General features: G+C 47.0%; 17 protein-coding genes. 13 read left to right on the top strand and 4 right to left on the bottom strand.

The genetic code is table 11. The annotated features are described in order from the left end of the window. Nucleotides 1–258 precede the first annotated feature (258 nt). The 7 genes from DXN04_RS18280 to uxaC all read left to right on the top strand — a co-directional run bounded on the left by DXN04_RS18280 (nucleotide 259) and on the right by uxaC (nucleotide 13,660). Entirely contained in the window at nucleotides 259–3,216 is a 2,958-nt protein-coding gene (locus tag DXN04_RS18280) for a SusC/RagA family TonB-linked outer membrane protein (RefSeq protein WP_116854822.1), read from the top strand. A 17-nt stretch (nucleotides 3,217–3,233) separates the two neighbouring features. Next, nucleotides 3,234–4,868 carry a RagB/SusD family nutrient uptake outer membrane protein gene (locus DXN04_RS18275; RefSeq protein WP_116854821.1) on the top strand — a complete coding sequence of 545 codons (1,635 nt, stop codon included), beginning with the start codon at nucleotides 3,234–3,236 and terminating at the stop codon, nucleotides 4,866–4,868. A 10-nt stretch (nucleotides 4,869–4,878) separates the two neighbouring features. After that, a complete protein-coding gene (locus tag DXN04_RS18270) occupies nucleotides 4,879–7,065 on the top strand; it encodes a glycosyl hydrolase family 28 protein (RefSeq protein WP_233525625.1) in 2,187 nt (728 codons plus the stop codon). Between the two features lies 1 nt (nucleotide 7,066). Further along, the gene (locus DXN04_RS18265; protein ID WP_116854820.1) at nucleotides 7,067–8,947 is read left to right on the top strand and encodes a glycoside hydrolase family 88 protein; all 1,881 of its coding nucleotides are present in this window, start codon (nucleotides 7,067–7,069) and stop codon (nucleotides 8,945–8,947) included. Between the two features lie 204 nt (nucleotides 8,948–9,151). Next, the gene (locus DXN04_RS18260) at nucleotides 9,152–10,573 is read left to right on the top strand and encodes a tagaturonate reductase (protein ID WP_116854819.1); all 1,422 of its coding nucleotides are present in this window, start codon (nucleotides 9,152–9,154) and stop codon (nucleotides 10,571–10,573) included. Beyond that, nucleotides 10,570–12,225, top strand: a complete 1,656-nt coding sequence (locus DXN04_RS18255) for a UxaA family hydrolase (RefSeq protein WP_116854818.1) — start codon at nucleotides 10,570–10,572, stop codon at nucleotides 12,223–12,225. Before DXN04_RS18260 ends, DXN04_RS18255 begins: the two co-directional genes overlap by 4 nt. A 22-nt stretch (nucleotides 12,226–12,247) precedes the next feature. Beyond that, nucleotides 12,248–13,660: a glucuronate isomerase gene (gene uxaC, locus DXN04_RS18250; RefSeq protein WP_116854817.1), complete on the top strand. Its 1,413-nt coding sequence runs from the start codon at nucleotides 12,248–12,250 to the stop codon at nucleotides 13,658–13,660. Between the two features lie 750 nt (nucleotides 13,661–14,410). On the opposite strand, the gene DXN04_RS18245 is transcribed toward uxaC, so the two are convergent. Continuing rightward, nucleotides 14,411–15,472, bottom strand: a complete 1,062-nt coding sequence (locus DXN04_RS18245) for an alkene reductase (protein WP_116854816.1) — start codon at nucleotides 15,470–15,472, stop codon at nucleotides 14,411–14,413. Nucleotides 15,473–15,508: 36 nt separating this feature from the next. Beyond that, a complete protein-coding gene (locus DXN04_RS18240) occupies nucleotides 15,509–16,081 on the bottom strand; it encodes a TetR/AcrR family transcriptional regulator (RefSeq protein WP_116854815.1) in 573 nt (190 codons plus the stop codon). A 372-nt stretch (nucleotides 16,082–16,453) separates the two neighbouring features. Here DXN04_RS18240 and DXN04_RS18235 point away from each other — a divergent pair, with 372 nt between their 5' ends. The 5 genes from DXN04_RS18235 to DXN04_RS18215 all read left to right on the top strand — a co-directional run bounded on the left by DXN04_RS18235 (nucleotide 16,454) and on the right by DXN04_RS18215 (nucleotide 22,192). After that, complete coding sequence (locus DXN04_RS18235; protein ID WP_116854814.1) at nucleotides 16,454–17,026, top strand: DUF4142 domain-containing protein; 573 nt, start codon at nucleotides 16,454–16,456, stop codon at nucleotides 17,024–17,026. A gap of 213 nt (nucleotides 17,027–17,239) precedes the next feature. Next, the gene (locus tag DXN04_RS18230; protein ID WP_116854813.1) at nucleotides 17,240–18,610 is read left to right on the top strand and encodes an exonuclease domain-containing protein; all 1,371 of its coding nucleotides are present in this window, start codon (nucleotides 17,240–17,242) and stop codon (nucleotides 18,608–18,610) included. A 106-nt stretch (nucleotides 18,611–18,716) separates the two neighbouring features. Continuing rightward, nucleotides 18,717–19,646 carry a phosphoribosylaminoimidazolesuccinocarboxamide synthase gene (locus DXN04_RS18225; RefSeq protein ID WP_116854812.1) on the top strand — a complete coding sequence of 310 codons (930 nt, stop codon included), beginning with the start codon at nucleotides 18,717–18,719 and terminating at the stop codon, nucleotides 19,644–19,646. 158 nt (nucleotides 19,647–19,804) lie between these two features. Continuing rightward, entirely contained in the window at nucleotides 19,805–21,601 is a 1,797-nt protein-coding gene (locus tag DXN04_RS18220; RefSeq protein WP_116854811.1) for an ABC transporter ATP-binding protein, read from the top strand. A gap of 159 nt (nucleotides 21,602–21,760) precedes the next feature. Then, nucleotides 21,761–22,192: a DUF3276 family protein gene (locus DXN04_RS18215; protein WP_116854810.1), complete on the top strand. Its 432-nt coding sequence runs from the start codon at nucleotides 21,761–21,763 to the stop codon at nucleotides 22,190–22,192. A gap of 128 nt (nucleotides 22,193–22,320) precedes the next feature. Here the strand turns inward: DXN04_RS18215 and pgi are convergent, their stop codons facing one another. Continuing rightward, nucleotides 22,321–23,973 carry a glucose-6-phosphate isomerase gene (pgi, locus tag DXN04_RS18210; protein ID WP_116854809.1) on the bottom strand — a complete coding sequence of 551 codons (1,653 nt, stop codon included), beginning with the start codon at nucleotides 23,971–23,973 and terminating at the stop codon, nucleotides 22,321–22,323. A 32-nt stretch (nucleotides 23,974–24,005) separates the two neighbouring features. Beyond that, nucleotides 24,006–24,806: a hypothetical protein gene (locus tag DXN04_RS18205; RefSeq protein WP_116854808.1), complete on the bottom strand. Its 801-nt coding sequence runs from the start codon at nucleotides 24,804–24,806 to the stop codon at nucleotides 24,006–24,008. Nucleotides 24,807–24,895: 89 nt separating this feature from the next. Between DXN04_RS18205 and prfB the strand changes: the two genes are divergently transcribed. After that, nucleotides 24,896–25,985, top strand: a protein-coding gene (prfB, locus tag DXN04_RS18200) for a peptide chain release factor 2 (protein ID WP_116854807.1) whose coding sequence is annotated in 2 segments (ribosomal slippage) — nucleotides 24,896–24,955 and nucleotides 24,957–25,985 — 1,089 coding nt in all. Because the reading frame shifts where the segments join, the coding sequence is not laid out codon by codon here. The last annotated feature ends 64 nt before the right edge of the window (nucleotides 25,986–26,049 follow it).

The raw sequence follows: 26,049 nt of genomic DNA, 5'->3' as shown, positions 1-26,049 counted from the left end.
TACTAAGGTAAACTCTTTCCCTTTGATTTTATAGAAAAAATTCCAATGATTATCATCAACCGCAAACGTTTGCGTAAATAAATCCGCCCATTCCTTTCCATTAATAAAATTATAGCTGTAGAATTGTTTCGGGGATACGGTTACGATCTATCAATCTGATACAAAACCAGTGCCTGCCTGTATTGCCACTGTAGCAATGCGTATTCCATTATTGGATTTGATAACCCATTTGAAAAACACGCAACAATTCGAAACGTTATGAAAAAACTACTGATGTTTGGCTGGCTATTGCTATGCACTGTCAGTTCGGCATTCGCTCAAACCCATATAGTGAAAGGAAAAGTCACTGATGCTGCCACCGGCGAACCACTCGTGATGGTCAGCGTACAACTCAAAGGCACCACTACCGGTACACAAACCGATGCCGCTGGTAATTTCTCCATCAATGTCCCCCATCCACAGGGCGTGCTCACATTCACCTACATGGGGTATGAAGCACTCGCCCGCAATATTGAAGGAAATACAAGCCTGAGCATAGCAATGACGAAAGATAACAAACAACTGGACGAAGTAGTCGTAATCGGCTATGGTGAAGTGAAGAAAAGAGACCTCACCGGCTCCGTTGTTTCCGTGAAAGGCGCCGAGCTCAAAAAAGTACCTGCTACCAACGTAATGGAATCTGTACAGGGTAAACTGCCCGGTGTGGACATTACCAAAAGCAGTGGTGCCTCCGGTGCTAAAATCAACGTCACCGTAAGAGGCAACCGCTCCATCCGTGCAGACAATGGTCCGCTCTACATCGTAGACGGTGTACAATATCAAAACATCCAGGACATCAACCCCGGCGATATTCAAAGCATGGAAGTGCTCAAAGACGCTTCTTCCACTGCCATCTATGGTTCCCGTGGTGCAAACGGTGTTATTATCATCACCACCCGCAAGGGGGCTACGGGCAAGCCTAAAGTAAATCTCAACACTTATGTGGGCTCTAATGAGGTAGCGGGCTATCCGTCCATGATGACCGGTCCGCAATACGTGGCCCTCAAAAGAGAGGCCTACCACACCACTGGTCGCTGGAACACTGAAGCCGACGATGCCCTTATCTTCAACGCGGCCGAAGTCAATGCTATCCAAAATAACCTCTGGACCAACTACGCTGACCTGCTTATTCATAAAGGCTTACAACAGGATTACCAGGTAGGGGTAACCGGTGGTTCCGATAAAACAAAGGTGTACTTTTCCCTCGATTACTTTGATGAAAAAGGTTTATTCAAACTCGATCGCACACGTCGCTACAGCGCCCGTCTGAACATCGACCAGACTATCAGCAGCATCCTGAAGGTTGGGATGCAAAGTCAGCTGACCTACTACGACCAGGATGCACGCCGCGACCCTTTGAACCAGGCCAACAAAATCGTACCCCTCAATGGCCCTTACGATGCTGACGGCAATTTTGTATTGTTCCCCAATAACGGTTCTGCCATCAACCCGCTGGCTGATGAACAGCCCAATATCTATCAGAACAATAGCCGCATCACAAGGACTTTTATCAATGCCTACGTAGAGCTTACACCACTCAAAGGCTTGTCCCTCCGCTCCAATCTGGGCGTTACGCTGGACAATGCCCGACAGGGGATCTTTGCTGCTAAAAATTCCATCGACAGGTCTACTGCCTCTACCTCCCGTTCCCAATACAACACAGGTGCACAACGCTACCTGAGCTGGGAGAACGTAGCCAATTATTCACACCAGTTCGGACACCACACCATCGGTATTACCGGTGTAGCCAGCCTGCTCTCCGATCAGCGTGATTCGGGTTTCCTGCAGGGTGAAGGACAGCTGTTACCCTCGCAACTTTATTATGCACTTGCAAATAGCGTAAGTGGTATCGCTGTTCGCACCAACTACCTCTCCAGTAAACTCATCTCCTTCACTGGCCGTGTGAATTACAATTATAAAGGTAAGTACCTGCTCTCCCTCACCGGCCGCTCCGATGGCTCTTCCAAACTGGCTCCCGGCAATAAATGGGCATTCTTCCCATCTGCCGCCCTGGCCTGGAGAATCAGCGATGAATCTTTCATGCATGGACAAAGCGTATTCAGTGACCTGAAGCTCCGTGCCAGCTATGGCGTGGCCGGCAACGATGCGGTGTCTCCTTACTCTACCGCCAGTTACCTGAGCAAGATTCCATTCTCCTACGATGATACCAACGCTGCGCTTGCCTATGCCATCGGTAGCCAGATCGGCAACAAAAACCTGAAATGGGAACTCTCCGCCACCACCGATATAGGCCTGGATTTCAGTATCCTCAATGGCAGGGTAGGAGCCAACATCGATTACTACGATACCCATACCAAAGACCTGCTGCTGCAAAGAACCTTACCATCCTCTTCCGGTGTCAGTACCGTGATCCAGAACATTGGTAAGACCCGCAACAGGGGCATCGAAATCGGCATGAACACCACGAATATCAGTACCGGTAAATTTACCTGGACTTCCAATATCGTCTTCTCTAAAAACAAAGAAGAAATCGTTGCACTGGCCGATGCCAGCACCAACGACGTTGCCAATGGCTGGTTCATTGGTTACCCTGTAAAAGTGTATTATGACTACCAGAAATTAGGGATCTGGCAAACAGATGAAGCCACCGAAGCGGCTAAATTTGGCTACAAAGCCGGCGATATCAAAGTGAAAGACCTCAATGGTGATGGTGCCCTCAATTCACAGGACAGAAAAGTCTTAGGTAAACAAGTGCCTGCCTGGAGTGGTGGTTTTAACAACGATATCCGCTTCGCCCACTTCGACCTGAACATCTATGTATTTGCCCGTATCGGCCAGTACATCTATTCTGAATACGCTGCCAAATTTGATCCCCAGGGCCTTGAAAACAGCGCCCCCCTGGATTACTGGACCCCGGAACATGCCAGCAATGAATATCCGCGCCCAAATGCCAGCGTATCCAAAGATGGTACCCCATTCATCAAAACACTTGGCTATAAAGATGGCTCTTTTGTAAAGATCAGGAATATCTCACTGGGGTATACCCTGCCTGCAGGCGCATTGAAAGCCGTACACCTCAGCAATGTAAGAGTGTACGTAACGGGCAAGAACCTCTTCACCTTCAGCAAAGTGAAAGACTATGATCCGGAAAGAGGCGGGGACCTGAGTAACCCTCTCACGAAAATGTATGTCGCTGGCTTAAACGTTGAATTCTGATCCTAAAAAAGCAAACCATGAAACGCTACTATATCTTACTCATATTATTAACCGGTTTTGCCTGTAACAAGCAGCTGGAAGAATACAACCCATCGGGCCTCACCACCGACCAGGTATTCAGCACCCCCGAAGGTTTTGAAACCCTGGTGAATGCCGTATACACCTACAACCGTTGGTGGTATGGCAAAGAAGAAGGTTACAGCATTTCTGAAATGGGCACTGACCTCTGGACCAGCGGTACCGGTGATAAATACCCGGACATGACCCAATACATAAATTTACAGGCCAGCAATACCGTGGTGAGTGGATTGTGGAAACAATTGTATGCAGCCATCAACCTTTGCAATACAGGTATTGGCCGCGTAGATCAAGCCGGTTATACAGATGCTGTCAGGAAGACACGCAATGCTGAACTCCACTTCATGCGCGCTTTCTACTACTGGCACATCGTGGAAATGTGGGGCGGCGTACATTTTACTGTCAATGAAACAACTGGTGTCGAAACGACAGCTAACCGTACCCCGGTCGATACTTTCTATGCCCTGATCTTCCGTGACCTGGATGTAGCTATCAATGATCTGCCACTTACAACGACGGATTATGGCCGTGCTACCAAACCCGTAGCACAGGCATTCTTAGCCAGGATGTGCCTCACCCGGGGACTCAATGAAAGAGCGGCTGTACTCGCTGATTCCGTAATTAACAATTATGGTTATAGCTTACAGGCAAAATATGCCGACCTTTGGAGCATGAGCAACCTGCAGAACAAGGAAGTGGTGTGGGCTGTGAACTATATGAAAAACCTGGTCTTCGATGACCGGGTAGATGCAACGCTTTATCCCAACGGCCACTCCCGGGGTGCTAACAATGGTCATCTCATGTTTATCATGAAGTACGATGATCTGCCAGGTATGCAGCGCGATGTAACCAATGGCCGCCCTTTCAACAGGTATATGCCATCCCTCTTCCTGCTGAACCTGTTCAACGAAAATGCAGATTCCCGTTATGCAGCTACCTTCAAACAGGTCTGGTATTGCAATAACCTGAAAACTGCGCCTGCTGGTATGAAACTGGGCGATACCGCGATTGTAGTCACCAAATATGCAGTGACCAATGCTGATACTGCCGGCAAAAAATACAGGGTGTATGACCGGAATATGGTCTATGCTGCAAATGGTGGAGGGAAAGACCGTACGCACTATATTTCATTACAGAAATTTGATGATCCGACCCGCGCTTCGATGAGTGAAGAAGAAAGCGCCCGGGATGCCTTCATCATCCGCCTTGCAGAAATGTATCTGATCGCAGCCGAAGCACAGTTCAAACTGGGCAATAATGCCAAAGCCGCTGACTACATCAACGTGATCCGTAAGCGAGCCGCCATCCCCGGTCATGAAGCCGACATGCAGATCACCGATGCCGACATCACGCTGGACTTCATCCTCGATGAAAGAGCCCGTGAACTGGCAGGTGAACAATTAAGATGGTTTGACCTGAAACGTACCGGCAAACTGGAAGAACGCATTGATAAATACAGCCCCGATCCGGCAGCCAACTTCCAATCCTATCACACCCTGCGCCCGATTCCGCAGGATCAGATTGATGCCGTGACCAACAAAGCTGAATTCACTCAAAATCCTGGCTACCAATAAACTGTTACAGATGAATATAAGACCTTATTTACTGGTATTTTTGTTACCGTTGATCAGCTGGATGCCGGCTGATCAACCCCGTATCTTCCTGATTGGAGATTCCACGATGTCCAACAAGCCCCTGGAAGATAATCCCGAAAGAGGCTGGGGCCAGCTGTTCCCGCAATTCCTGGATGGCATAGAAGTAAAGAACTTTGCCGTGAATGGCCGGAGTACTAAGAGCTTCATCAATGAACACCGCTGGGATACTGTTTTAGCACAGTTAAAACAGGGAGACTGGGTCCTGATCCAGTTCGGGCACAATGACCAGAAGAAAGAAGATTCCACCCGTTATGCAGCACCCAATGGTGCCTACAAAGACAACCTGCTGCGCTTTGTAAAAGAAGCCCGCGCCAAAGGAGCCAATCCTGTGCTCATTACACCCGTGATGCGCCGTAAGTTCGATGACAAGGGAAAGTTCGTAGACCAGCATGGTGAATACCCCGGTGTGGTAAGAGCCCTCGCTGCACAATACAAGGTACCCCTCATCGACCTGCACAAAAGCAGCGAAGCATTGCTCGTCCAACAGGGCGTGCAGGGTTCTGAAAAACTCTTTAAAACCACACCCGCCGGGCACTATCGCAGCCTGCCTGATGGCGTGACCGACAATACTCACTTTAACACCTATGGAGCTACCCTCATAGCAGGCTTAGTGGCAAAGGAAATTCATGAGAAACACATTGGTCTGGATCAATACCTCCGTAAAACGGCATTTGAAGGCAAATACCGCTTTGATCTGCCCGAGATCTATGAACCTCACTTCAGAAGAGATACGCTTGATATCGTAGCCTTTGGTGCCAAAGCAGACGGCATGACGCTCAATAGTCAGTGCATCAATGCAGCAATCGACACCTGCAACAGGCGGGGTGGTGGCGTAGTCATGATTCCCCCAGGCCTGTGGCTCACAGGACCCATCGTCCTGAAGAGCAATGTGAACCTGTACCTGGCACCCAATGCCATCTTACAATTTACAACTGATTTTTCCCAATACCCGTTGATAGAGACCACTTACGAGGGGTTAAGCGCCATTCGTTGCCAGGCCCCTCTTTCCGCAGTGGGGGCAGAAAATATTGCCATCACCGGCAAAGGTATTCTCGATGGTGGTGGCGATGCATGGCGCATTGTCAAGAAGGATAAACTGACAGAAAGCCAATGGAAGAAACTCACCTCTTCCGGCGGTATTACCGGCGAAGACCAGAAAACCTGGTACCCTTCCGAAAAATCACAGAAAGGTTCCAAAACCCAGCAGGCTGGTGTCATTGCTCCCGGTAAAACTGCCGCTGATTACAATGATATCAAAGATTTCCTCCGTCCTAATATGATCAGCATCGCATCCTGCAAATATGTATTGCTGGAAGGGGTTACATTCCAGAATTCACCGGCATGGTGCTTGCACCCTTTATTGTGTGAACATATCACTCTCAGGAATGTATATGCAAAGAATCCCTGGTATGCGCAGAATGGAGACGGCCTGGACCTGGAATCATGCCGCTTTTCCAGGATCGAAGGTTGTACATTCGATGTAGGTGATGATGGCATCTGTATCAAATCCGGCAGAGATGAACAGGGTAGGAAGAGAGGCGTACCTACTGCCGATGTGATCGTGAATAATTGTACCGTTTATCATGCACATGGCGGATTCGTAATCGGTAGCGAAATGTCCGGCGGAGCGAACAATTTATATGTATCCGATTGTTCTTTCCTAGGCACGGACATTGGCCTTCGTTTCAAAACAACGAGGGGCCGTGGCGGTATCGTAGAAAAGATCTACGTGAACAATATCAACATGGAAAACATACCTGCGGAAGCCATCCTGTTTGATATGTATTACATGGCAAAAGACCCGGTAGTACTGGTAGGTGAAAAGAGAGAAGCGCCGAAAGTAGAAACGATACCTGTCACCGAAGCCACGCCGCGTTTCAGGGATTTTCATATCAGCAACGTGGTATGTAATGGTGCGGCAAAGGCGATCTTTATCCGCGGCTTACCTGAAATGCCAATCAGCGACATCTACCTGAATAATATCACCATCAGGGCAGACAAAGCAGGTGATTGCATAGAAGGTAAAAATATTAACCTGACCAACGTAAAACTGCTCACTGCCGATAATGGCAAAATGAACGTGCAGGATAGCAAAGCAATTAAAATGGGAGATTAACATGAAAAGAACAGGCTTACTTTTTTTATTCCTGGCAGCCACCATGCAGAGCCATGCGCAATCTGCTCAAATGGCCGCTACCGTCATGCGATTATGGAAAGATTCATTACAGGAAACCGGCGAACGTGCCCACTGGACCTATGACCAGGGAGTAGTACTGGAAGGCTTTGCCGGCCTCTGGAAAAACACCGGCGATGGCAGGTACTTCCGGTTTATCCAGCAGGGCATTGATACCTACCTGGACAAAGACGGCAACATCCGCACCTATAAACAGGATGATTACAACATAGATAATATCAAAAACGGCCGTGCACTTTTGCTGCTCTACAAAGTTACCAATGAGGAGAAATATAAACTGGCGGCTGAAAAACTAAGGGAGCAATTGCGCCAACAACCCCGTACCAATGCAGGCGGATTCTGGCACAAGAAACGCTATCCTTACCAGATGTGGTTAGATGGTTTATATATGGGCGAGCCATTCTATGCAGAATATGCTGCCCTGTTTCATGAGGATACCGCTTTTAAGGATATCACCAGGCAGTTTGTGCTCATGGAAACCAACAGTCGCGACGCAAAAACAGGATTATTATACCATGGTTATGATGAATCCCGGCAACAGAAATGGGCGGATAAGACCAGCGGCCGCTCTCCCAATTTCTGGGGCAGAGCTATGGGCTGGTATGGCATGGCACTCGTAGATGTATTGGAATATTATCCTGCACATCATCCGGGCAGAGATAGCCTTTTACAGATCTTACAGCGCTATGCAGCGGCTGTGAAGAAATTCCAGGATCCTGCAAGTGGTGTATGGTGGCAGATCTTAGACAAGCCGGCTAAGAAAGGTAATTACCTCGAAGCATCAGTCAGCAACATGTTTGTCTATACCCTGGCCAAAGGCATCCGCCTGGGCTACCTGCCTGCATCATATTTACCTGCCGCCAAAAAGGGATTCGCCGGGATCAATAAACAATTTATTCGTCCTGCTGCCGAAGGTGGCGTAAACCTCGAAGGCACTGTTACTGTCGGTGGCTTAGGGGGCGACCCTTACCGCGATGGCAGCTATGAATACTACCTCAGTGAAAAGGTGATCCAGAACGATCCTAAAGGCGTAGGAGCTTATATGATGGCTGCGAATGAAATGGACCTGCTGGCTATTCCCAAAACAGGCAAAGGACTCACCATTACCATCGATAATTTCTTCAACCATGAGCTAAGAAGTAATGGTACTACCTGGCACTATATATGGGATGAAATGGATAATGGCGGTTATTCCCTCTGGGGCGAAATCTTCCACAACAAAGGTGTCCGTACAGCCATGCTGCCCGAAGCACCTACTGCTGCCAATCTTGCAAAGACCAATATTTTCCTGATCGTAGATCCTGATACAGAAAAAGAAACTACTACACCCAATTACATGACCCCTGCTTACGCAGATGTAATATACGATTGGGTGAAGAAGGGCGGTGTCTTAATCATCCTGCAGAATGACAAAGGCAATTCAGAAATAGAGAAATTCAATACGCTCACAGAGCGCTTTGGTATTCACTTCAATGAAGACAGCCGCAACCATGTAGAAGGCAAACAATTTGAACAGGGGGCATTGTACCTGCCTGCAGGAAATGTCGTTTTTCCAAATACGAAGAAGATCTACATCAAAGAGATCTCTACGATCAGACTTTCGGCACCTGCTACATCGGTCCTGACTGACAAGGGCGATGTGATCATGGCAGTATCCAAAGTAGGCAAGGGAGCTGTATTTGCCGTGGGTGATCCCTGGTTCTATAATGAATACCTGGATGGACGCAGACTCAGCCCCGATTTTCAAAATTTTCAGGCAGCTTCCGATCTTGCAGATTGGATGATCCGGGAGGCAAAGAAATAGGGGGTGCTGGTTTATAAGCAAAACTTAAGCTGTTCGCAAACAAGATCCAAGCTGTTCGCAAGCAAGATCTAAGCTGTTCGCAAACAAGATCCAAGCTGTTCGCAAGCAAGATCTAAGCTGTTCGCAAGACAAGACTTAGGCCATTTGTAAACTATATATCTGGGCTGCCTAAAAACTTGAAATTTCAAATAAGTAACTCATTATATGCAATTATCTAAAAATCACGTAGCCGTCCCGGACCTTCCCGAGAAAGTCCTGCAATTTGGTACCGGCGTACTTCTCCGTGGTCTCCCTGATTTTTTCATAGACAAAGCTAACAAAGCCGGTATCTTCAATGGCCGCATCGTCGTGATCAAGTCTACTGACAAAGGCGGTACCGATGCCTTTGCTGCCCAGGATAATCTCTTTACACAATGTATCCAGGGCATCTACGCCGGCCAGCGTATTTCAGAACAGATCGTCAACACCTCCATCAGCCGGGTGCTTTCTGCTTCAGCGCAATGGGCGGACATCCTTGCTTGCGCAGCAAACCCAGACCTGGAAATCATTATATCCAATACTACCGAAGTAGGAATCAGTCTGACAGATGATGATATCTACGCCAATCCACCGGTTTCCTTTCCCGGAAAACTGCTGGCATTCTTACTGAAACGCTACCAGTCGAATCAACAGGGCATGGTCATTATACCAACTGAACTCATTCCGGATAATGGTACTAAGCTCAAAAACATCGTTCTCGAACAGGCAAAGCGTCATCATTTAGAACAGCCTTTTATTCACTGGCTGGACACAGAAAACTACTTCTGCAACTCACTCGTAGACCGCATTGTACCCGGTGCGTTGCCAGCCGATGAAAAGGCTGCAATAGAAAAACAACTTGGTTACGAAGATCAGCTCATGATTATGTCTGAAGTCTATCGCCTCTGGGCCATAGAAACAGGTAGTGAAAAGGTGAGAAAGATCCTCTCTTTTGCAAAAGCTGATGAGGGAGTGATCCTCGCGCCTGATATCAATGTATTTCGTGAACTGAAGCTGCGCCTCCTGAACGGTACACATACCCTCACCTGTGGCCTCGCTCAGCTGGCAGGATTTGAAACCGTTCGTGAAGCCATGGAAGACCCAAATATGGAGGCAGTGATCTCCGCCCTCATGCAACATGAGATCGTGCCTGCCATCACCGATATCGGGATTCGTGAAGATGCCGCGCATCGCTTTGCTGTAAGCGTGTTAGACCGCTTCCGTAATCCTTATATACAGCATCGCTGGCTAAGCATCACGATGCAGTATACCAGCAAGATGAAGATGCGGGTTATCCCGATTTTAAGGAAATATTACCAGCATGTGCATGAAGTACCTGCCCTGCTGGCCATGGGCTTTGCAGCTTACCTGCTCACCATGAAACAGGACATACAGGATGATCATGCGCCTTATTTCAAAGAGAAATGGCAGCACTTATCTCCTGGTGCCCTCGTACAGGAAGTATTGAAAAATGAAGCCTTATGGGGCGAAGACCTGAGCAAATACAGCGGCTTCCCTCAGGCAGTCACCGTCATGCTGAATAATTTAATCAATGAAGGAGCTGCTACCTTGATCAAAAGAGTAGCTGCAGAAACAACCGTGCTATGAAAAGAAGTATCTTAAAAGTCCATCCACATGACAATGTCGTGGTGGCATTAACCGACCTGAAAAAAGGAGAAACCGTACAGGATAACGGGCAATCGTACACGCTGTATGATGACGTGCCTGCCAAACATAAATTTACCGAAACTGCACTCAAAGCAGGTGAACCGATCACCATGTATGGTGTACTTGTAGGCAGGACAAAACAGGATCTGCCCGCCGGGGCCAGAATTGGGACTAACAATGTACAACATGCTGCCAGTGATTTTCAGTTGGCCCCACAGCGCAAAACTGACTGGCATCAGCCTGACATTTCACATTGGAAAGACCGCACTTTCCTGGGCTACCACCGTGCAGATGGCACCGTTGGTACGGGCAACTACTGGCTTGTGATCCCCATGGTCTTCTGTGAAAACAGGAATGTGGAAGTATTGAAAGAAGCACTTACTGATGCACTGGGTTATGGTCGTCCTAAGAAATACGCGGCTTTTGCAAAGCAACTCGCAGACCAGTTTCAACAGGGTGCCAGCAAAGAAAGCATCCTGGAAACTGTCTACACAGAAAACGAGACAGCTTACCGGCAATCAAAAGTTTTTCCCAATGTAGACGGGATTAAATTTCTCACTCATGAAGGTGGTTGTGGTGGCATCCGCCAGGATGCGCAAACCCTCTGTGGATTGCTGGCTGGTTACATCACCCATGCAAATGTAGCAGGTGCTACAGTTTTGAGCCTGGGCTGCCAGAATGCGCAGATTACCATGCTGCAGGATGAAATTAAAAAACGCTCGCCCCGGTTCAGTAAACCCCTATACATCCTGGACCAGCAAACGATCGGCACGGAGCAGGCCATGGTATCTGCTGCGATCAGACAAACCTTTGCCGGTTTGATAGAAGCCAATACCGTCACCCGTCAACCCGCGCCCTTGAGTAAACTGACCATTGGTCTTGAATGCGGTGGATCAGATGGCTTCTCCGGTATTTCCGCGAATCCTGCTATTGGCTATACGTCCGATTTGCTCGTTGCCCTTGGTGGCAGTGTGATCTTATCTGAATTCCCCGAGCTTTGCGGGGTAGAGCAGGAGATGAGTGACCGCTGTGTGCAGGAAACAGATGCACTGCGCTTCATAGACCTGATGCGGACTTATGAAAAAAGAGCGGAAGATGCAGGTTCCGGTTTTGATATGAACCCTTCACCGGGCAATATCAAGGATGGCCTCATTACGGATGCAATCAAAAGTGCTGGTGCTGCGAAGAAAGGTGGTACCTCGCCGGTGGTAGAAGTATTGGACTATCCCCAGCAGGTAAAGAAACCGGGGCTTAATCTCCTATGCACTCCCGGCAACGATGTGGAATCCACAACAGCCGAAGTAGGAGCGGGGGCTACCATTGTTTTATTCACTACAGGCCTGGGTACGCCTACCGGCAATCCCGTAACCCCCGTCATTAAACTGTCGAGCAATACAAAGTTATTTGAAAAAATGCCGGATATCATTGACATCAATACCGGTACCATCATCGATGGGGACGAGACCATTCAACAGGCAGGGGAGCGGATCCTGGAGCATGTGATCCAGGTGGCCAGCGGTACATTGCCCGCCAAATCAGTCCTGAACGGACAGGATGATTTCATTCCCTGGAAGAGAGGAGTCTCATTATAAGAAAACATTTTAATCAGCAATAATGAAGCAGTTTTTAGATGAACATTTCCTGTTGAGTACTGCGACATCCAGGAAATTGTATCACGACTATGCAAAGGAGATGCCCGTGATCGATTATCATTGTCACCTGCCGCCGGCACAGATTGCAGCCGATACCAGGTTCGAAAACATTACACAGGCCTGGTTGTATGGCGATCACTATAAGTGGAGAGCGATGCGTACAAACGGAGTGCATGAAAGCTATTGCACTGGTGAGCGTTCGGATTGGGAGAAGTTTGAGAAATGGGCGGCTACAGTTCCCTATACATTACGAAACCCGCTGTATCATTGGACACACCTCGAATTACAACGTTACTTTGGTGTAACTGAAATACTGAATGCTTCGTCTGCAGCAGCTATTTATGCTACCTGCAATGATTTGTTGCGGACACCGGACTACACGACCCGCAACCTGCTGCGCCGGATGAAAGTAGCGCTGGTATGTACGACGGATGATCCTGCTGATACATTGGAATATCATCAGCAGCTGAAACAGGAAGGATTTGAAATACCGATACTGCCTGCCTTCCGCCCGGACCAGGCGATGAACGTGGATGATCCCGTCAAATACAACGCTTATCTCGGGAAACTGGAGCAGGCTGCCAATACAAGCATTTCCACTTTCCAGGATTTGCTTGCTGCACTGAAGAGCAGGCATGATTTCTTCGCCGGTATAGGTTGTTCAGTATCAGATCATGGCATAGAAGAAATCTATGCAGATGATTATACAGATGCTGAGATCAATACTGTTTTCCTGAAAGTAAGAGGAGGTAAACAATTGACTTTGCCTGAAATCCGTCAGATCAAATCAGCCTTGTTGGTTCAACTGGCGATCTGGGATTGGGAAAAAGGATGGGTACAGCAGTATCACCTGGGTGCATTGCGGAACAACAATTCCCGTATGATGCGCCAGTTAGGCCCGGATACGGGCTGGGATTCAATCGGTGATTTTTCACAGGCAAGAGCCTTGGCGAAATTCCTGGATAGACTGGATAGCCAGGATCAGTTGGCAAAGACGATTCTTTACAACCTGAATCCCTCAGATAATGAGTTGCTGGCTACAATGATAGGTAATTTTAATGACGGGTCGATAGCGGGCAAGGTGCAATTTGGTTCTGCATGGTGGTTTTTGGATCAGAAGGATGGGATGATCAGGCAGATCAATGCGCTTTCCAATATGGGCTTGCTGAGTCGGTTTGTGGGAATGTTGACGGATTCAAGGAGTTTCCTTTCTTATCCCAGGCATGAGTATTTCAGGAGGATTGTTTGTGAGTTGTTTGGCCAGGAGATAGAAAATGGCGAACTGCCGAATGATCTGGCGTGGGTAGGGAAGGTGGTACAGGATATTTGTTTTTACAATGCACAGCAGTATTTCGGCTGGCAACAGGCTAAATAAAACACATCCCGGTGATGCAAATAAGCGTCACCGGGATTCTCCTTCGCTGCAAGCAATCTAATATATGATAAACAATCCGCGCTCATATCCGCGGATCGGATAGTTCGCTCCCGCCTTTGACGGCGGGCCTATACAACCTTGCACTGAATCAATCTTCGTTGGGTTTGGTTAAACCCTGGTTACAGGTCCATTCTGCTGATTCATACTTCAAGCTTTAACACTACACCACTTCATTCATCCAATCGATACTTCATTTTTGTTACGCCTACAACACTACATTACTTCAAATTCCAATTGCTGATTCCTACTTCTTACTATTACTCTAATTTCACGTAACAACAACTCCACTCTCTCATTCCTTTCCATTCTTTTAAACTAAACCACTTCTTCATTCCAATCTCTCATTCCTCCGCCATTCTTTTAAACCATTCTACTTCTCAACTCCACGCTCTCATTCCTTCTCCATTCTTTCAAACTAAACCACTTCTCATCAACTCCAGTCTCTCATTCCTTCTCCATTCTTTCAAACTAAACCACTTCTCATCAACTCCACGCTCTCGTTCCTTCTCCATTCTTTCAAACTAAACCACTTTTCATCAACTCCACGCTCTCATTCCTTCTCCATTCTTTCAAATTAAACCACTTCTCATCAACTCCAATCTTTTTTTCTTCTAAACCTAAACGTACTTACTAACCCATTCATCTAAACCTAAACCCGCTTACACCCCATTCACCTAAACCCTAACCTATTTATGATAAACAATCCGCGCTCATCCGCGGACCGGACAATTTTACCCCGCTGTTACATGGTTGTTCAAATGCCACAAAATCCGCCAACCCACTCCGCAAAGTATCCTCTGCCTTCAGTGCATCGAAATTCCCATTCAGTATCAGCGGGCCATTAAACCTTGCTCTGATCCCCGCCAGCAGAATAGCTGGTATCTCCGGTTCACCCAAACTATGCCCATCCACTACATGTATATATGAAAGTGAAAACGTATCCAACGCATCCACTAAGTATTCATAAGTCGCATCAATCTGTCCATGATGCTGCAGATCATTCACCTTACTATAATGAGAAAGCCTGATCCCTGTCCTGTCCTTTCCAATCGCCGCACTTACAGCCGCCACCGTTTCCAGTATAAACCGTACCCTGTTCGGAATACTACCACCATATTTATCCGTCCGCTGATTCGTATCCGGGTGCAGGAACTGTTCCATCAGGTACCCGTTGGCTGCATGCAGCTCCACACCATCGAAGCCGGCCTCCATTGCCTGTTTCGCTGCCTTTACATGCAACTGCACCATTTCCTGTACCTCTCCTGTACTCATAGCACGGGGCGTACCATAAGGCTGGTAACCATGTTCCATTGTCCAGATCTGTCCATTGGCGGCAATCGCGCTGGGTGCCACAATCCTGGCCTTGGCCGGCATGTTGGCAGGGTGGGAGATCCTGCCCGTATGCATAATCTGTAAAAAGATCTTACCGCCATTTGCATGCACTGCATCCGTTACCTTTTTCCATCCTGCTACCTGTGCCTTGCTATAGATCCCCGGCATGTGCGCATGCCCCATACCGCTTTCCACAGGGCTGGTGCCTTCGGCTATAATCAACCCGGCACCTGCCCGACGGCTGTAATACTCTACCATCAGATCATTCGGAACCCCGTCAGTGACACGGCGTTTGTGGGCCATCAGGTCCTGTTGTACCCCATCATTGACACGGCGCTTTGTTACAGTCGGAGCCATCACGACTTTGTTGGAAAGGGCGTATTTGCCTATGCTGGATTGTGAGAATAATGCTGGATACATATTAGAATGATCGTTCTGAAAATGGTCAAAAAATTTTTAATGCCTGATACTGTTTAAAATATGATCAGTCAGCTGATCAATTAACTGTTTATCATTGAATAACACATCCATCATCCAGATGGAGCTAAAACTACTGTACAGGAAGCGGGCCATTACACCTGGGTCTTTATCCGCGGGAATTTCTCCCATTTGTTTAGCCTTTTCAAGTAGTTCCTGCAAAACATTGATGAGTTCCAGTGCCTGGTTCTTTACGAGATCCTTTATTCCCTGGTCCATGGATGCCAGTTCAAAGGAAGTCTTAACCATCAGGCAACTCTGCCCTTCCTTTCTGTTTGAAATAGCCTTGCGTACAATGTGTTCAACAGCGGCGATCGGGGAGCATACCTGGCAGCATTGCTTATAATCTTTCAGGGCCTGTTTGGCGTAGTTAGAGAGACATTGCTGGAAAAGGGCGTGCTTGTCGCCATAAGTATCATATATAGAGGCTCTGTTCAGTTGCATACCATCCACGAGGTCCTGCATGGATGTAGCGTTGTACCCCTTTTGCCAAAAGAGGTCTCTTGCTTTTTCCAGCCTTTCTTCAGGATCGAATGCTTTGTTACGTGCCATGATGGTGCAAAGATATAATTACAGAATGAATGTTCCAAATAAATATAGAATGAATGTTCCAAAAAAGAAATTTGCCCTATCATTTGAAATTAAAAAGCCAGCCGCAGGCCCCTTGTCGGATCACAGCCCTTTATAATAGATCATAGCCTTTTATAACAGGTAAAACGCAGGATGCAGGTAAAATAAAAAAGGAACTGTTCCTTTTTTGTAGAAACGTGTCCACAATTATCTGAAAATCATTACAGTAGAGGTTGTTTTAAGAAAATCCTTTCCCAACAAGGCATTGCCCGTTTCCAGGAATTGGCACCGGCGCAGTGGCCCCTTTTTTGCCTCTCTCCCAGTAATTAATTGTTGAACCTAAAAAAGTTAGACATGAAAAGACTAAGTTATGTAGCCGCCACGTTGATGACCGTTTGGATGTTACAATCCTGCGGTGGTAATACCGAAGCAAAGCATGAAGATGCTGTAGACAGCGCTCAGGCTGTAAACAAGGAAACCGCTCCGGTGGATCAAAGCTCCTCTGACTTCGCTGTAAAAGCTGCCGATGCAGGTTTAAAAGAAGTAGCCCTGGGTAAAATTGCACAGGAGAAAGGTGTGAACCCACAGGTAAAAGCCTTTGGTGAACAAATGGTAGCGGATCACTCTAAAGCTAATGACGAACTGAAATCAATTGCAGCTGCCAAGAATATCACACTGCCAGATAGTGTTGGTGTGGACTACAAGAAAGATATTGACGATATCAGCAAAAAGACCGGTAAAGATTTCGATAAGGCTTATGTAGATGCTATGGTAAAAGACCATAATGATGCAGTAGACCTGTTCCAGAAAGCAAGCAATGATGTAAGTGATCCGGAACTGAAAGCTTTTGCTTCCAAAACACTGCCTACTCTGCAGGCGCATCAGACACATGTAAAAACACTGGATAGTCTGCTGAAAAAGAAATAATGCGCTCAATCATGCAGTTATAAAATTAAAGATTGTAGTTGTTAGTTGCCAGGATGGTTTCATGTGCAATGGATTCGGGAATGTCGACCTGGTGGCTAACAACTCTTTTTGTATATAAGAGGCCTGCATTTTTTAATCAGCATTCATCCTCTTCCTTGCCGTCGCAGGCCAAAAATATCCCTATCTTTGTTCCCCGAGGAAAGGAAGGGAGCTATGTACGCAATCGTCGATATCGAAACCACAGGTGGGCACGCGAGTGCCAATGGCATCACCGAAATAGCCATTTTCATTTATGATGGATCTCAAATCGTTCAGCAATTTGAATCGCTGATCAATCCTGGCGTACCCATTCCCCGCTATATCCAATCCCTCACGGGCATTACGGACGATATGGTGGCCTCCGCGCCTAAATTCGCAGATGTTGCCGGCGAAGTATTCGCCCTGTTAAAAGACAAGATCTTCGTGGCGCACAACGTCAATTTCGACTACTCTTTTCTACAATATCATTTGCTGCAGGCAGGCTACGACCTCCGCACTAAAAAACTCTGTACTGTACGCCTCGGTCGTAAAATCGTTCCCGGCTTACCCAGCTACAGCCTCGGCAACCTTTGCCGCTCACTGCAAATAAATGTTGAACAGCGCCACCGCGCTGCCGGCGATGCTGCTGCTACCGTTCGGCTCTTCGGCCTCTACCTGAGCCTGGATACGAACAACGCTATTTCTGCAGCACTCAAAACCACCAGTAAGGAACAGTTCCTCCCTACGAACCTGCCTCCCGACCACGTAAAGACATTACCTTCCAATCCCGGTGTTTACTACTTTCATGATCAGAAAGGGAAAGTCATCTATGTCGGCAAGGCCAAAAATATCAAGAAAAGAGTCAACAGCCATTTCACGGGCAATAATCCAAGTCGCCAGCGACAGGAGTTCCTGCGCAACATCCACAGTATCTCTCACGAAGTGACAGGCACTGAACTGATGGCCAATATCCTGGAAAGCGTGGAAATCAAACGGCTCTGGCCTAAATATAACAGGAGTCAGAAGAACATCGAGTTCAAGTATGGCTTCTATACCTTCGAAGACCAGCTCGGCTACCTGCGCCTCGTGATCGAACGCCGCCGCAAGTATACCATGCCGCTTCACTCGTTTCCCCTGTTGGTACAAGGTCACCAGATGCTCAAAGGCCTGATCCGCGAATTCGATCTCTGCCCGCGCCTCTGCTTCCTCCAGAAAGGAGACGGTGCCTGCAAACCGCTCACTGGCCACAAATGCAAAGGTGCCTGCGACAAAAAGGAATTACCTGAATACTATAATCTCCGGGTACGGGCTGCCATTATCCACATGCAGAAGGCACAGCCTTCTTTTATGATCGTAGATGCCGGCCGTGATGCTGCAGAACAAAGCTGCATCCTCATGGAAAAAGGCAGGTTCTACGGCATGGGCTACATTCCCCGCGAAACCGCTATCACAAACGGAATGGATGTTAAGGAATGGCTCACGCAGTACCCTGACAATGAATATATTTTAAACCTGATTCACCAGTTTGCCGGTGCTAATAATTCCCGGCTTCTAAAGTTTTCTTAGTTAATTAATCCCAGCTAAAGTATTTTTGCGCATCTGAATGCATAGCCGGCAGAAATTGCCCTGTGAATGAAGGATATTCATTAATCGTTATAATCGGTATTATTTCATGTTAGAGTCAAAGTTTAAATTTCCCGGGCAAACGGCTTTTTACAAGGGAAAGGTAAGAGACGTATACACCATCAATGATAAAGAGATGGTAATGGTAGCCAGCAACCGTATTTCTGCTTTCGATGTGGTGCTGCCCCGTCCCATTCCTTACAAAGGTCAGGTACTGAACCAGGTAGCAGCAATCATGCTGGAAGCTACTAAGGACATCGTACCTAACTGGGTAAAGGCTGTACCCTTGCCAAATGTAACCATTGGCTTAAAATGTGAAACTTTCCCGGTAGAAATGGTGGTTCGTGGTAACCTGACCGGCCATGCCTGGAGAACTTACAAAAGCGGTAAACGCGAACTGTGCGGTGTCACCATGCCTGAAGGCCTGAAGGAGAACGATTATTTCCCAACTCCTATCATCACCCCGACTACCAAAGCGCACGAAGGGCATGATGAAGACATCTCCCGCGAAGAGATCCTCGCAAGAGGACTTGTAAGTAAAGAAGATTACGAGCAACTGGAAAAATATACGCTGGCACTCTTCGCCCGTGGTAAAGAACTCGCTGCAAAACGTGGCCTCATCCTGGTAGATACCAAGTATGAATTTGGTAAAATTGGCGATACCATCTACGTGATCGATGAGATCCACACACCAGATTCTTCCCGCTACTTCTACGCAGAAGGCTACGAGGAAAAACAAAAAGCCGGCGAAGCACAGAAACAACTCTCTAAAGAATTCGTTCGCGAATGGCTGATGGCTAATGGATTCCAGGGCAAAGAAGGCCAGCAGGTGCCTGAAATGACCGATGAATTCGTCAACACAGTCAGCGAACGCTATATAGAACTGTTCGAAAATATCACTGGTCAGAAATTCGTGAAGCAGGACGTAAGTGATGCTGAAAGCGAGCAGAAGATCATCGAGACTTTGAAAAGTTTATAAGCTACAGGAAAGGGGGAGGGCAACCTCTCCCTTTTTACATAGAAAGATGTAGGCACCTGAAAGGAATCATCTTTCTACATAGAAAAGGAAACCAAAAAATTGATCCCGAAAGATCAATCAGCAATCATGCTTAAAGGATATTTACGAGCGACAAACCAATGAAACACCTTGCCGTACTGAATAAATATTTTCTTCGATACAAATGGCGATTCCTGCTAGGATTAATCTGTACAGTAATCTCCATTGTATTCAGTGTGTTTCAACCGATCATGGTACGCCAGATCTTCGATCTGCTGGCACAGAACCTCAATAACTATCACCTGATCAGCGATACCAATCTCAAAACTATTTTCCACTCCGACTTCTCTAAGGTCCTTGCCTTCTATGGCGTAATGCTCCTGGTATTTGCCTTACTGAGTGGTTTCTTCCTCTATCTCCAAAGGCAGTCACTTATCGTGATGAGCCGCCACATTGAATTTGACCTCAAGAACGAAATTTACCAGCACTACCAGCTGCTGGACCTCAACTTCTTTAAGATGCACCGTACCGGCGACCTTATGAGCCGTATTACAGAAGATGTATCACGCGTACGCATGTATGTAGGCCCTGCTATCATGTATGCCACCCGTACTATTTTCATGCTCGTGATCGTGGTCTACCTCATGATAGATGTGAACCCCCTGCTCACGCTGTATACCTTGTCACCACTACCTTTCCTGGCCCTCACTATCTATTATGTGAACCATATCATTCACAGGAAGAGTGAAAGAATCCAGTCACAGTTATCCAATATCACGTCTATCGCACAGGAGTCTTATTCCGGTATCCGCGTGATCAAGTCATACGTGCAGGAAGAAGGCATGATCGGGCATTTTGAGAAAGCCAGTGAAGACTACAAGATCAGTTCTGTAAGCCTGGCAAAGACAGATGCACTCTTCCAACCCAGCATGGCATTGATGATCGGCTTGAGTGTACTCTTAACCATCTTCATCGGCGGGATCCAGGTGATCCATGGCAATATCACCGTAGGCAACCTCGCTGAATTCGTGATCTATGTAAACATGCTCATGTTCCCATTCCTCTCTATCGGTATGGTGGCCAGCATGGTACAACGTGCTGCTGCAAGTCAGCAACGCTTAAATGAATTCCTGGATATCCAGCCGGCTATCTATAACAGGCCCGATGCAAAATCAATAGATGTAAAGGGAGAGGTGATTTTCAAAAACGTATCATTCACTTATCCGCATACAGGTATCCAGGCGATTCAAAATTTCAATCTCACCGTGAAACCGGGAGAAAAGGTGGCCGTAATAGGCCGTACAGGCTCAGGGAAATCTACCCTGGCACAGTTGCTCATTCGTATGTACGATCCCCAGGAGGGAGCAGTGATGCTGGATGGCATGGACCTGAGAACCCTGAAGCTGGAGGACCTCCGTACACAGATCAGTTATGTGCCGCAGGATGTATTCCTGTTTTCAGATACAATCACCAACAATATCCGTTTCGGTACCCCCGAAGCTAATGAGGAAGCAGTACGCCGTGCGGCCCGGCAGGCATCCGTAGAAAAAGACATCCTGGGATTCCCGGAAGGCTTCAATACAGTAGTAGGGGAGCGGGGGGTGACTTTGAGCGGTGGACAAAAACAACGTATTTCAATAGCCCGTGGTTTGATCAAAGATCCCAACCTGTTGGTGTTTGATGACTGCCTGTCGGCAGTAGATGCCCGTACAGAGAAAGAAATCATTGGTAATCTGTATGCATACCTGAAAGACAAAACTGCAATAATAATTACCCACCGCATCTTTGCCCTGTTTGAGTTTGATAAGATCATCGTTTTGGATGAAGGAAAGATCGTTGAAACAGGCACCCATGATGAATTGTTATCATTAAACGGTTATTATGCAGAACTGTATGCCCGCCAGCAATCAGGGGATGATGAATCTGTAATAGAATAAGGATCAAAATCTTATACATGCCTGAAAACCAATACCTAAGCTGTCTTTCTATCATTTTTCAAAATCATTTAAAATTATTTTGATATTTGTAAAACAATAGTATATTTGTTGCTTATTGGAAAAAGGATTTGATTCGTTAACAACTTAAATCTATCAACTGTGGCGTACGAAAATACCAATCAGCAGGAAAGAAATAATGACAGTATCTTTTCTAAACGATTGAAAGCGGGCAAAAGAAGAACATACTTCTTTGATGTAAAGACCACTCGGGGAAACGATTACTTTCTGACCATTACAGAAAGCAAAAAACGCTTTAATGACAATGGTTACGACAGGCACAAAGTGTTCCTGTACAAGGAGGACTTCAACAAGTTCCTGAATGCATTAACAGAGACCATCAACTACGTGAAGACTGAGTTGATGCCCGACTTCGATTTTGATGCCTACAATCACGACTATGTACGTGATGATGAAGATGGAGAAGGCGCAGAAGGTTCTTCTGATGCTGTGGAAGCCGCTGTTGAAGCTGCTGCCGCACCTGCCGCTACTGCATCTGCTACTTCACATAGTGAAGATGTAGATAAGTGGTAAGGGAAGGTTCAAATTGACTTCTTAAACTTCTTATACAACCTCCGGATTTTTCCGGAGGTTTTTTATTGCACAAAAAGAGGGGTTTGCCATAGGCAAACCCCTCTTTTATTATTGTTTCATAATGAAGCTTATTGCTTCAACTTCTTCCACGCATTAATCAGCCCATTCGTTGAGCTATCATGACTACTCACAGTAGCATCATTCACCAACTCAGGCAGGATCTTATTTGCCAGCTGTTTACCCAATTCCACACCCCACTGATCAAAGCTGTAAATATTCCAGATCACGCCCTGTACAAAGATCTTATGCTCATACAGTGCTACCAGTGACCCCAGGGTTCTTGGATCAATTTCCTTCACCAGGAAGGAGTTTGTTGGCCTGTTACCCGTGAACACTTTATAAGGTGTCAATTTCGCAATCTCCGCTTCTGTCAGCCCCTGTTTCACCAGTTCCGCTTTCACTTCTTCTGCACTCTTACCATTCATCAGCGCTTCTGTCTGAGCAAAGAAGTTAGACAGCAACTTCACATGATGATCCCCGATCGGGTTATGGCTGATAGCCGGTGCAATAAAGTCTGCCGGAACAATACGTGTACCCTGGTGAATCAGCTGATAAAAGGCATGCTGTCCATTCGTACCAGGTTCACCCCATACAATCGGACCTGTTTCATACGTCACGGCATTACCATTACGATCCACATACTTACCATTGCTCTCCATATTTCCCTGTTGGAAATACGCTGCAAAGCGGTGCATGTACTGATCATAAGCCAGGATTGCCTCTGTAGCGGTACCAAAGAAGTTACCATACCACAGGCCAATCAGTGCCATGATAACCGGGATATTTTTCTCCAATGGAGTCGTCTGGAAATGCTTGTCTACTGCATGTGCACCTTCCAGCAATTTTTTGAAATTATCAAAGCCTACAGTCAGCGCAATACTCAATCCAATAGCGGACCACAGTGAATAGCGGCCACCTACCCAATCCCAGAACTCAAACATGTTCGCAGGATCGATACCAAATTCCTTCACTGCTTTTTCGTTGGTAGACAAGGCAGCAAAGTGCTTCGCTACAAATTTCTCATCCTTTGCATGCTCCAGGAACCAGCTGCGCGCAGTCAGCGCATTGGTCATAGTTTCCTGCGTAGTAAAGGTCTTGGAAGCAACTAAGAACAATGTTTCTTCAGGACTCACTTTCTTCAGTGTTTCTGCGATATGCGTACCATCCACATTAGACACGAAGTAAGGCTGCATACCTTCTTTCCAGTAAGGTTTCAGTGCTTCAGTCACCATCACCGGACCTAAGTCAGATCCACCAATGCCAATGTTTACAATATAACGTATAGGCTTACCGGTATAACCTTTCCACTCGCCGCTATGAATGCGCTCACAGAACTCTTCCATCTTCTTTTGCACAGTCAGCACATCCGGCATTACATCTTTACCATCCAGCACTACAGGGTTGCCTGAGAAGTTGCGCAGTGCTGTATGCAGTACTGCCCTGTTCTCGGTAGCGTTTATTTTTTCAGCACTGAACATAGCTTTGATGCCCTCTTCCACACCACACTCTTTTGCCAGCGCAAACAGCTTAGTCAGCGTTTCTTCAGTAATAATGTTTTTTGAATAGTCGAACAGGATTTGTTCAAAACGCAGATTGAATTTGTTAAATCTTTCAGCATCTTCCGCAAACAAAGTGCGCATGTGCGTTTGTTTCATCTGGTCTGCGTGTTTCAGCAGCTCCTGCCAGGCTTTTGTTGATTCAGGATTTGTCGTTGGGAACATGAGTTGATTATTTAGTCTCCAAATGTAATAAATTATTTAACGGCCTTTTTATGAAAAACGCTTCTGACACCTGCAATCAGCACAACGCCAATTGCGGTGAGGCAACAGATTATTACCGGTAGGGCCATGCTCGTCACTTCACTTTGCCGTTTGGCAATGATACCATAAAATGCCCAGATGGCCACAATACCCGCCACTATATTGTGTCGCTTTACGACCAGCAGGGTGGCCCCTATACAGGCTACCAGGATGAGTATAGCCGTCACGGCTACGCTCATGCCATTCCAGCCGGCATATACCATCAGCGCAGCAGTATTGGCTACAGTTGCCACACAGATCCAACCCAGGTACAGGCTGAAAGGAATGTAGATAAACCATCGCACGGAGCGGCTGGCACCCGGTGCAGCAATATTAAAATTTATATGAATAGCCAGCAATGATATTAATAAGGTAAGCATCAGTAATAAGGCCAGTGGCAATAACTCATAATGCCATGCGAAGAGCCAGCAACTGTTGGCCATACAGCTGATCAACCACCAACCGCGCATCCTTTCCATGAATTGTTCCAAAGTATCCTCATGGCCTGGAGCAAATGCCAGCCGGAGCTGGTAGATGATAAATCCCAGCAGTGCCAGGTAAATCAAACCCCAGATGGAAAACGTAAAACCCGCCGGCACAAAGAGATTATCATACTTTTCAGACACCTGTGAAGTGGTATTCCCGTTAATCATGCCTAAGCCTGCAAGCACATTCACACCTATGACCACCAGATACCCTATTGTATTAAAAATCGCGCTGTTCTTGTAGTAAAGGCTTTCATGGGAGGCTTTCATGGATAGTTGAAATTTTTAATTTAAGGGCGAAGAATAATGTCAATGTGCAACAAATATTGTTCCCCTTTTTCCTTACATTTGCCACCATTATGACAGCAGAACAACTCAAAGCTATGAGGGACCGTCTCCATGTCCTGGGAGGTTTTCTTTAACGTCCAGGACCGCATAGCAAAAATCGAAAATGACAAACAATTATCGTTAGCCCCCGGCTTCTGGGACGACAATGCCCGGGCTACGTCAATTCTGAAAGAGATCAAAGTCAATAAGTTCTGGGTCGATCTTTACGAGCAGGTGAAAACCTCTATAGAAGATAGCGCGGTACTGCTGGACTTCCAGAAAGAGGGTGAAGCCTCCGAAGAAGAAGTAGCAGCTGCGTACGAAGGAGCAGTGGCCGCTTTAGATGAATTGGAATTCAAGTCTACCTTGAACGAGCCGGAAGATGAGATGCCGGCAGTACTCACCATCAACTCCGGTGCCGGTGGTACCGAGAGCCAGGATTGGGCCGAAATGCTGCTACGCATGTATCGTATGTACGGTGAAAAACAAGGCTGGAAAGTATCTGAAATCGACGTGCAATACGGGGATGGCGCTGGTATTAAATCAGCTTCCCTCGAGTTCGACGGTAGCTTTGCCTATGGATTGCTGAAAGCTGAAAGCGGGGTACACCGTCTGGTTCGTATCTCCCCGTTTGATGCCAATGCCCGCAGGCATACTTCATTTGCTTCAGTCTATGTGTATCCGTTGGTGGACGATACCATCGAAATTGCCGTGAACCCGGCCGACCTGGAATGGGAATTCTACCGTTCAGGTGGTAAGGGCGGACAGAACGTCAACAAGGTGGAAACAGCCGTGCGACTCAAGCACATTCCTACAGGCATCATCGTGGAATGCCAGCAGGCCCGTACACAGGGTGAAAACCGTGAAAAAGCACTGACTATGCTGAAATCACGCCTGTATGAGGAAGAGCTGCGCAAGCGCGAAGAGCTGAAAAATGCCGCTAACGCCAACAAGCGTAAAATCGAATGGGGGTCGCAAATCCGCTCCTATGTATTCCATCCGTACAAGATGATCAAAGATCACCGTACAGATTTCGAAGTAGGAAACGTAGGCCCCGTAATGGACGGAGAACTGGATGGCTTTATTAAAGCTTACCTGATGATGTCCAAGGAAAATAATTAATGCTACTTATGTGAAAAGGCCCTTCCAGCAGGAGGGGCTTTTCCTTTTTGGCAGAAAGAGAACC

It is taken from the genome of Chitinophaga silvisoli, from assembly GCF_003412465.1.
In the GTDB taxonomy this organism is placed as follows: domain Bacteria; phylum Bacteroidota; class Bacteroidia; order Chitinophagales; family Chitinophagaceae; genus Chitinophaga; species Chitinophaga silvisoli.
The sequence above is the reverse complement of the archived record's forward strand: the minus strand, read 5'-3'. Positions and strand labels throughout refer to the sequence as shown.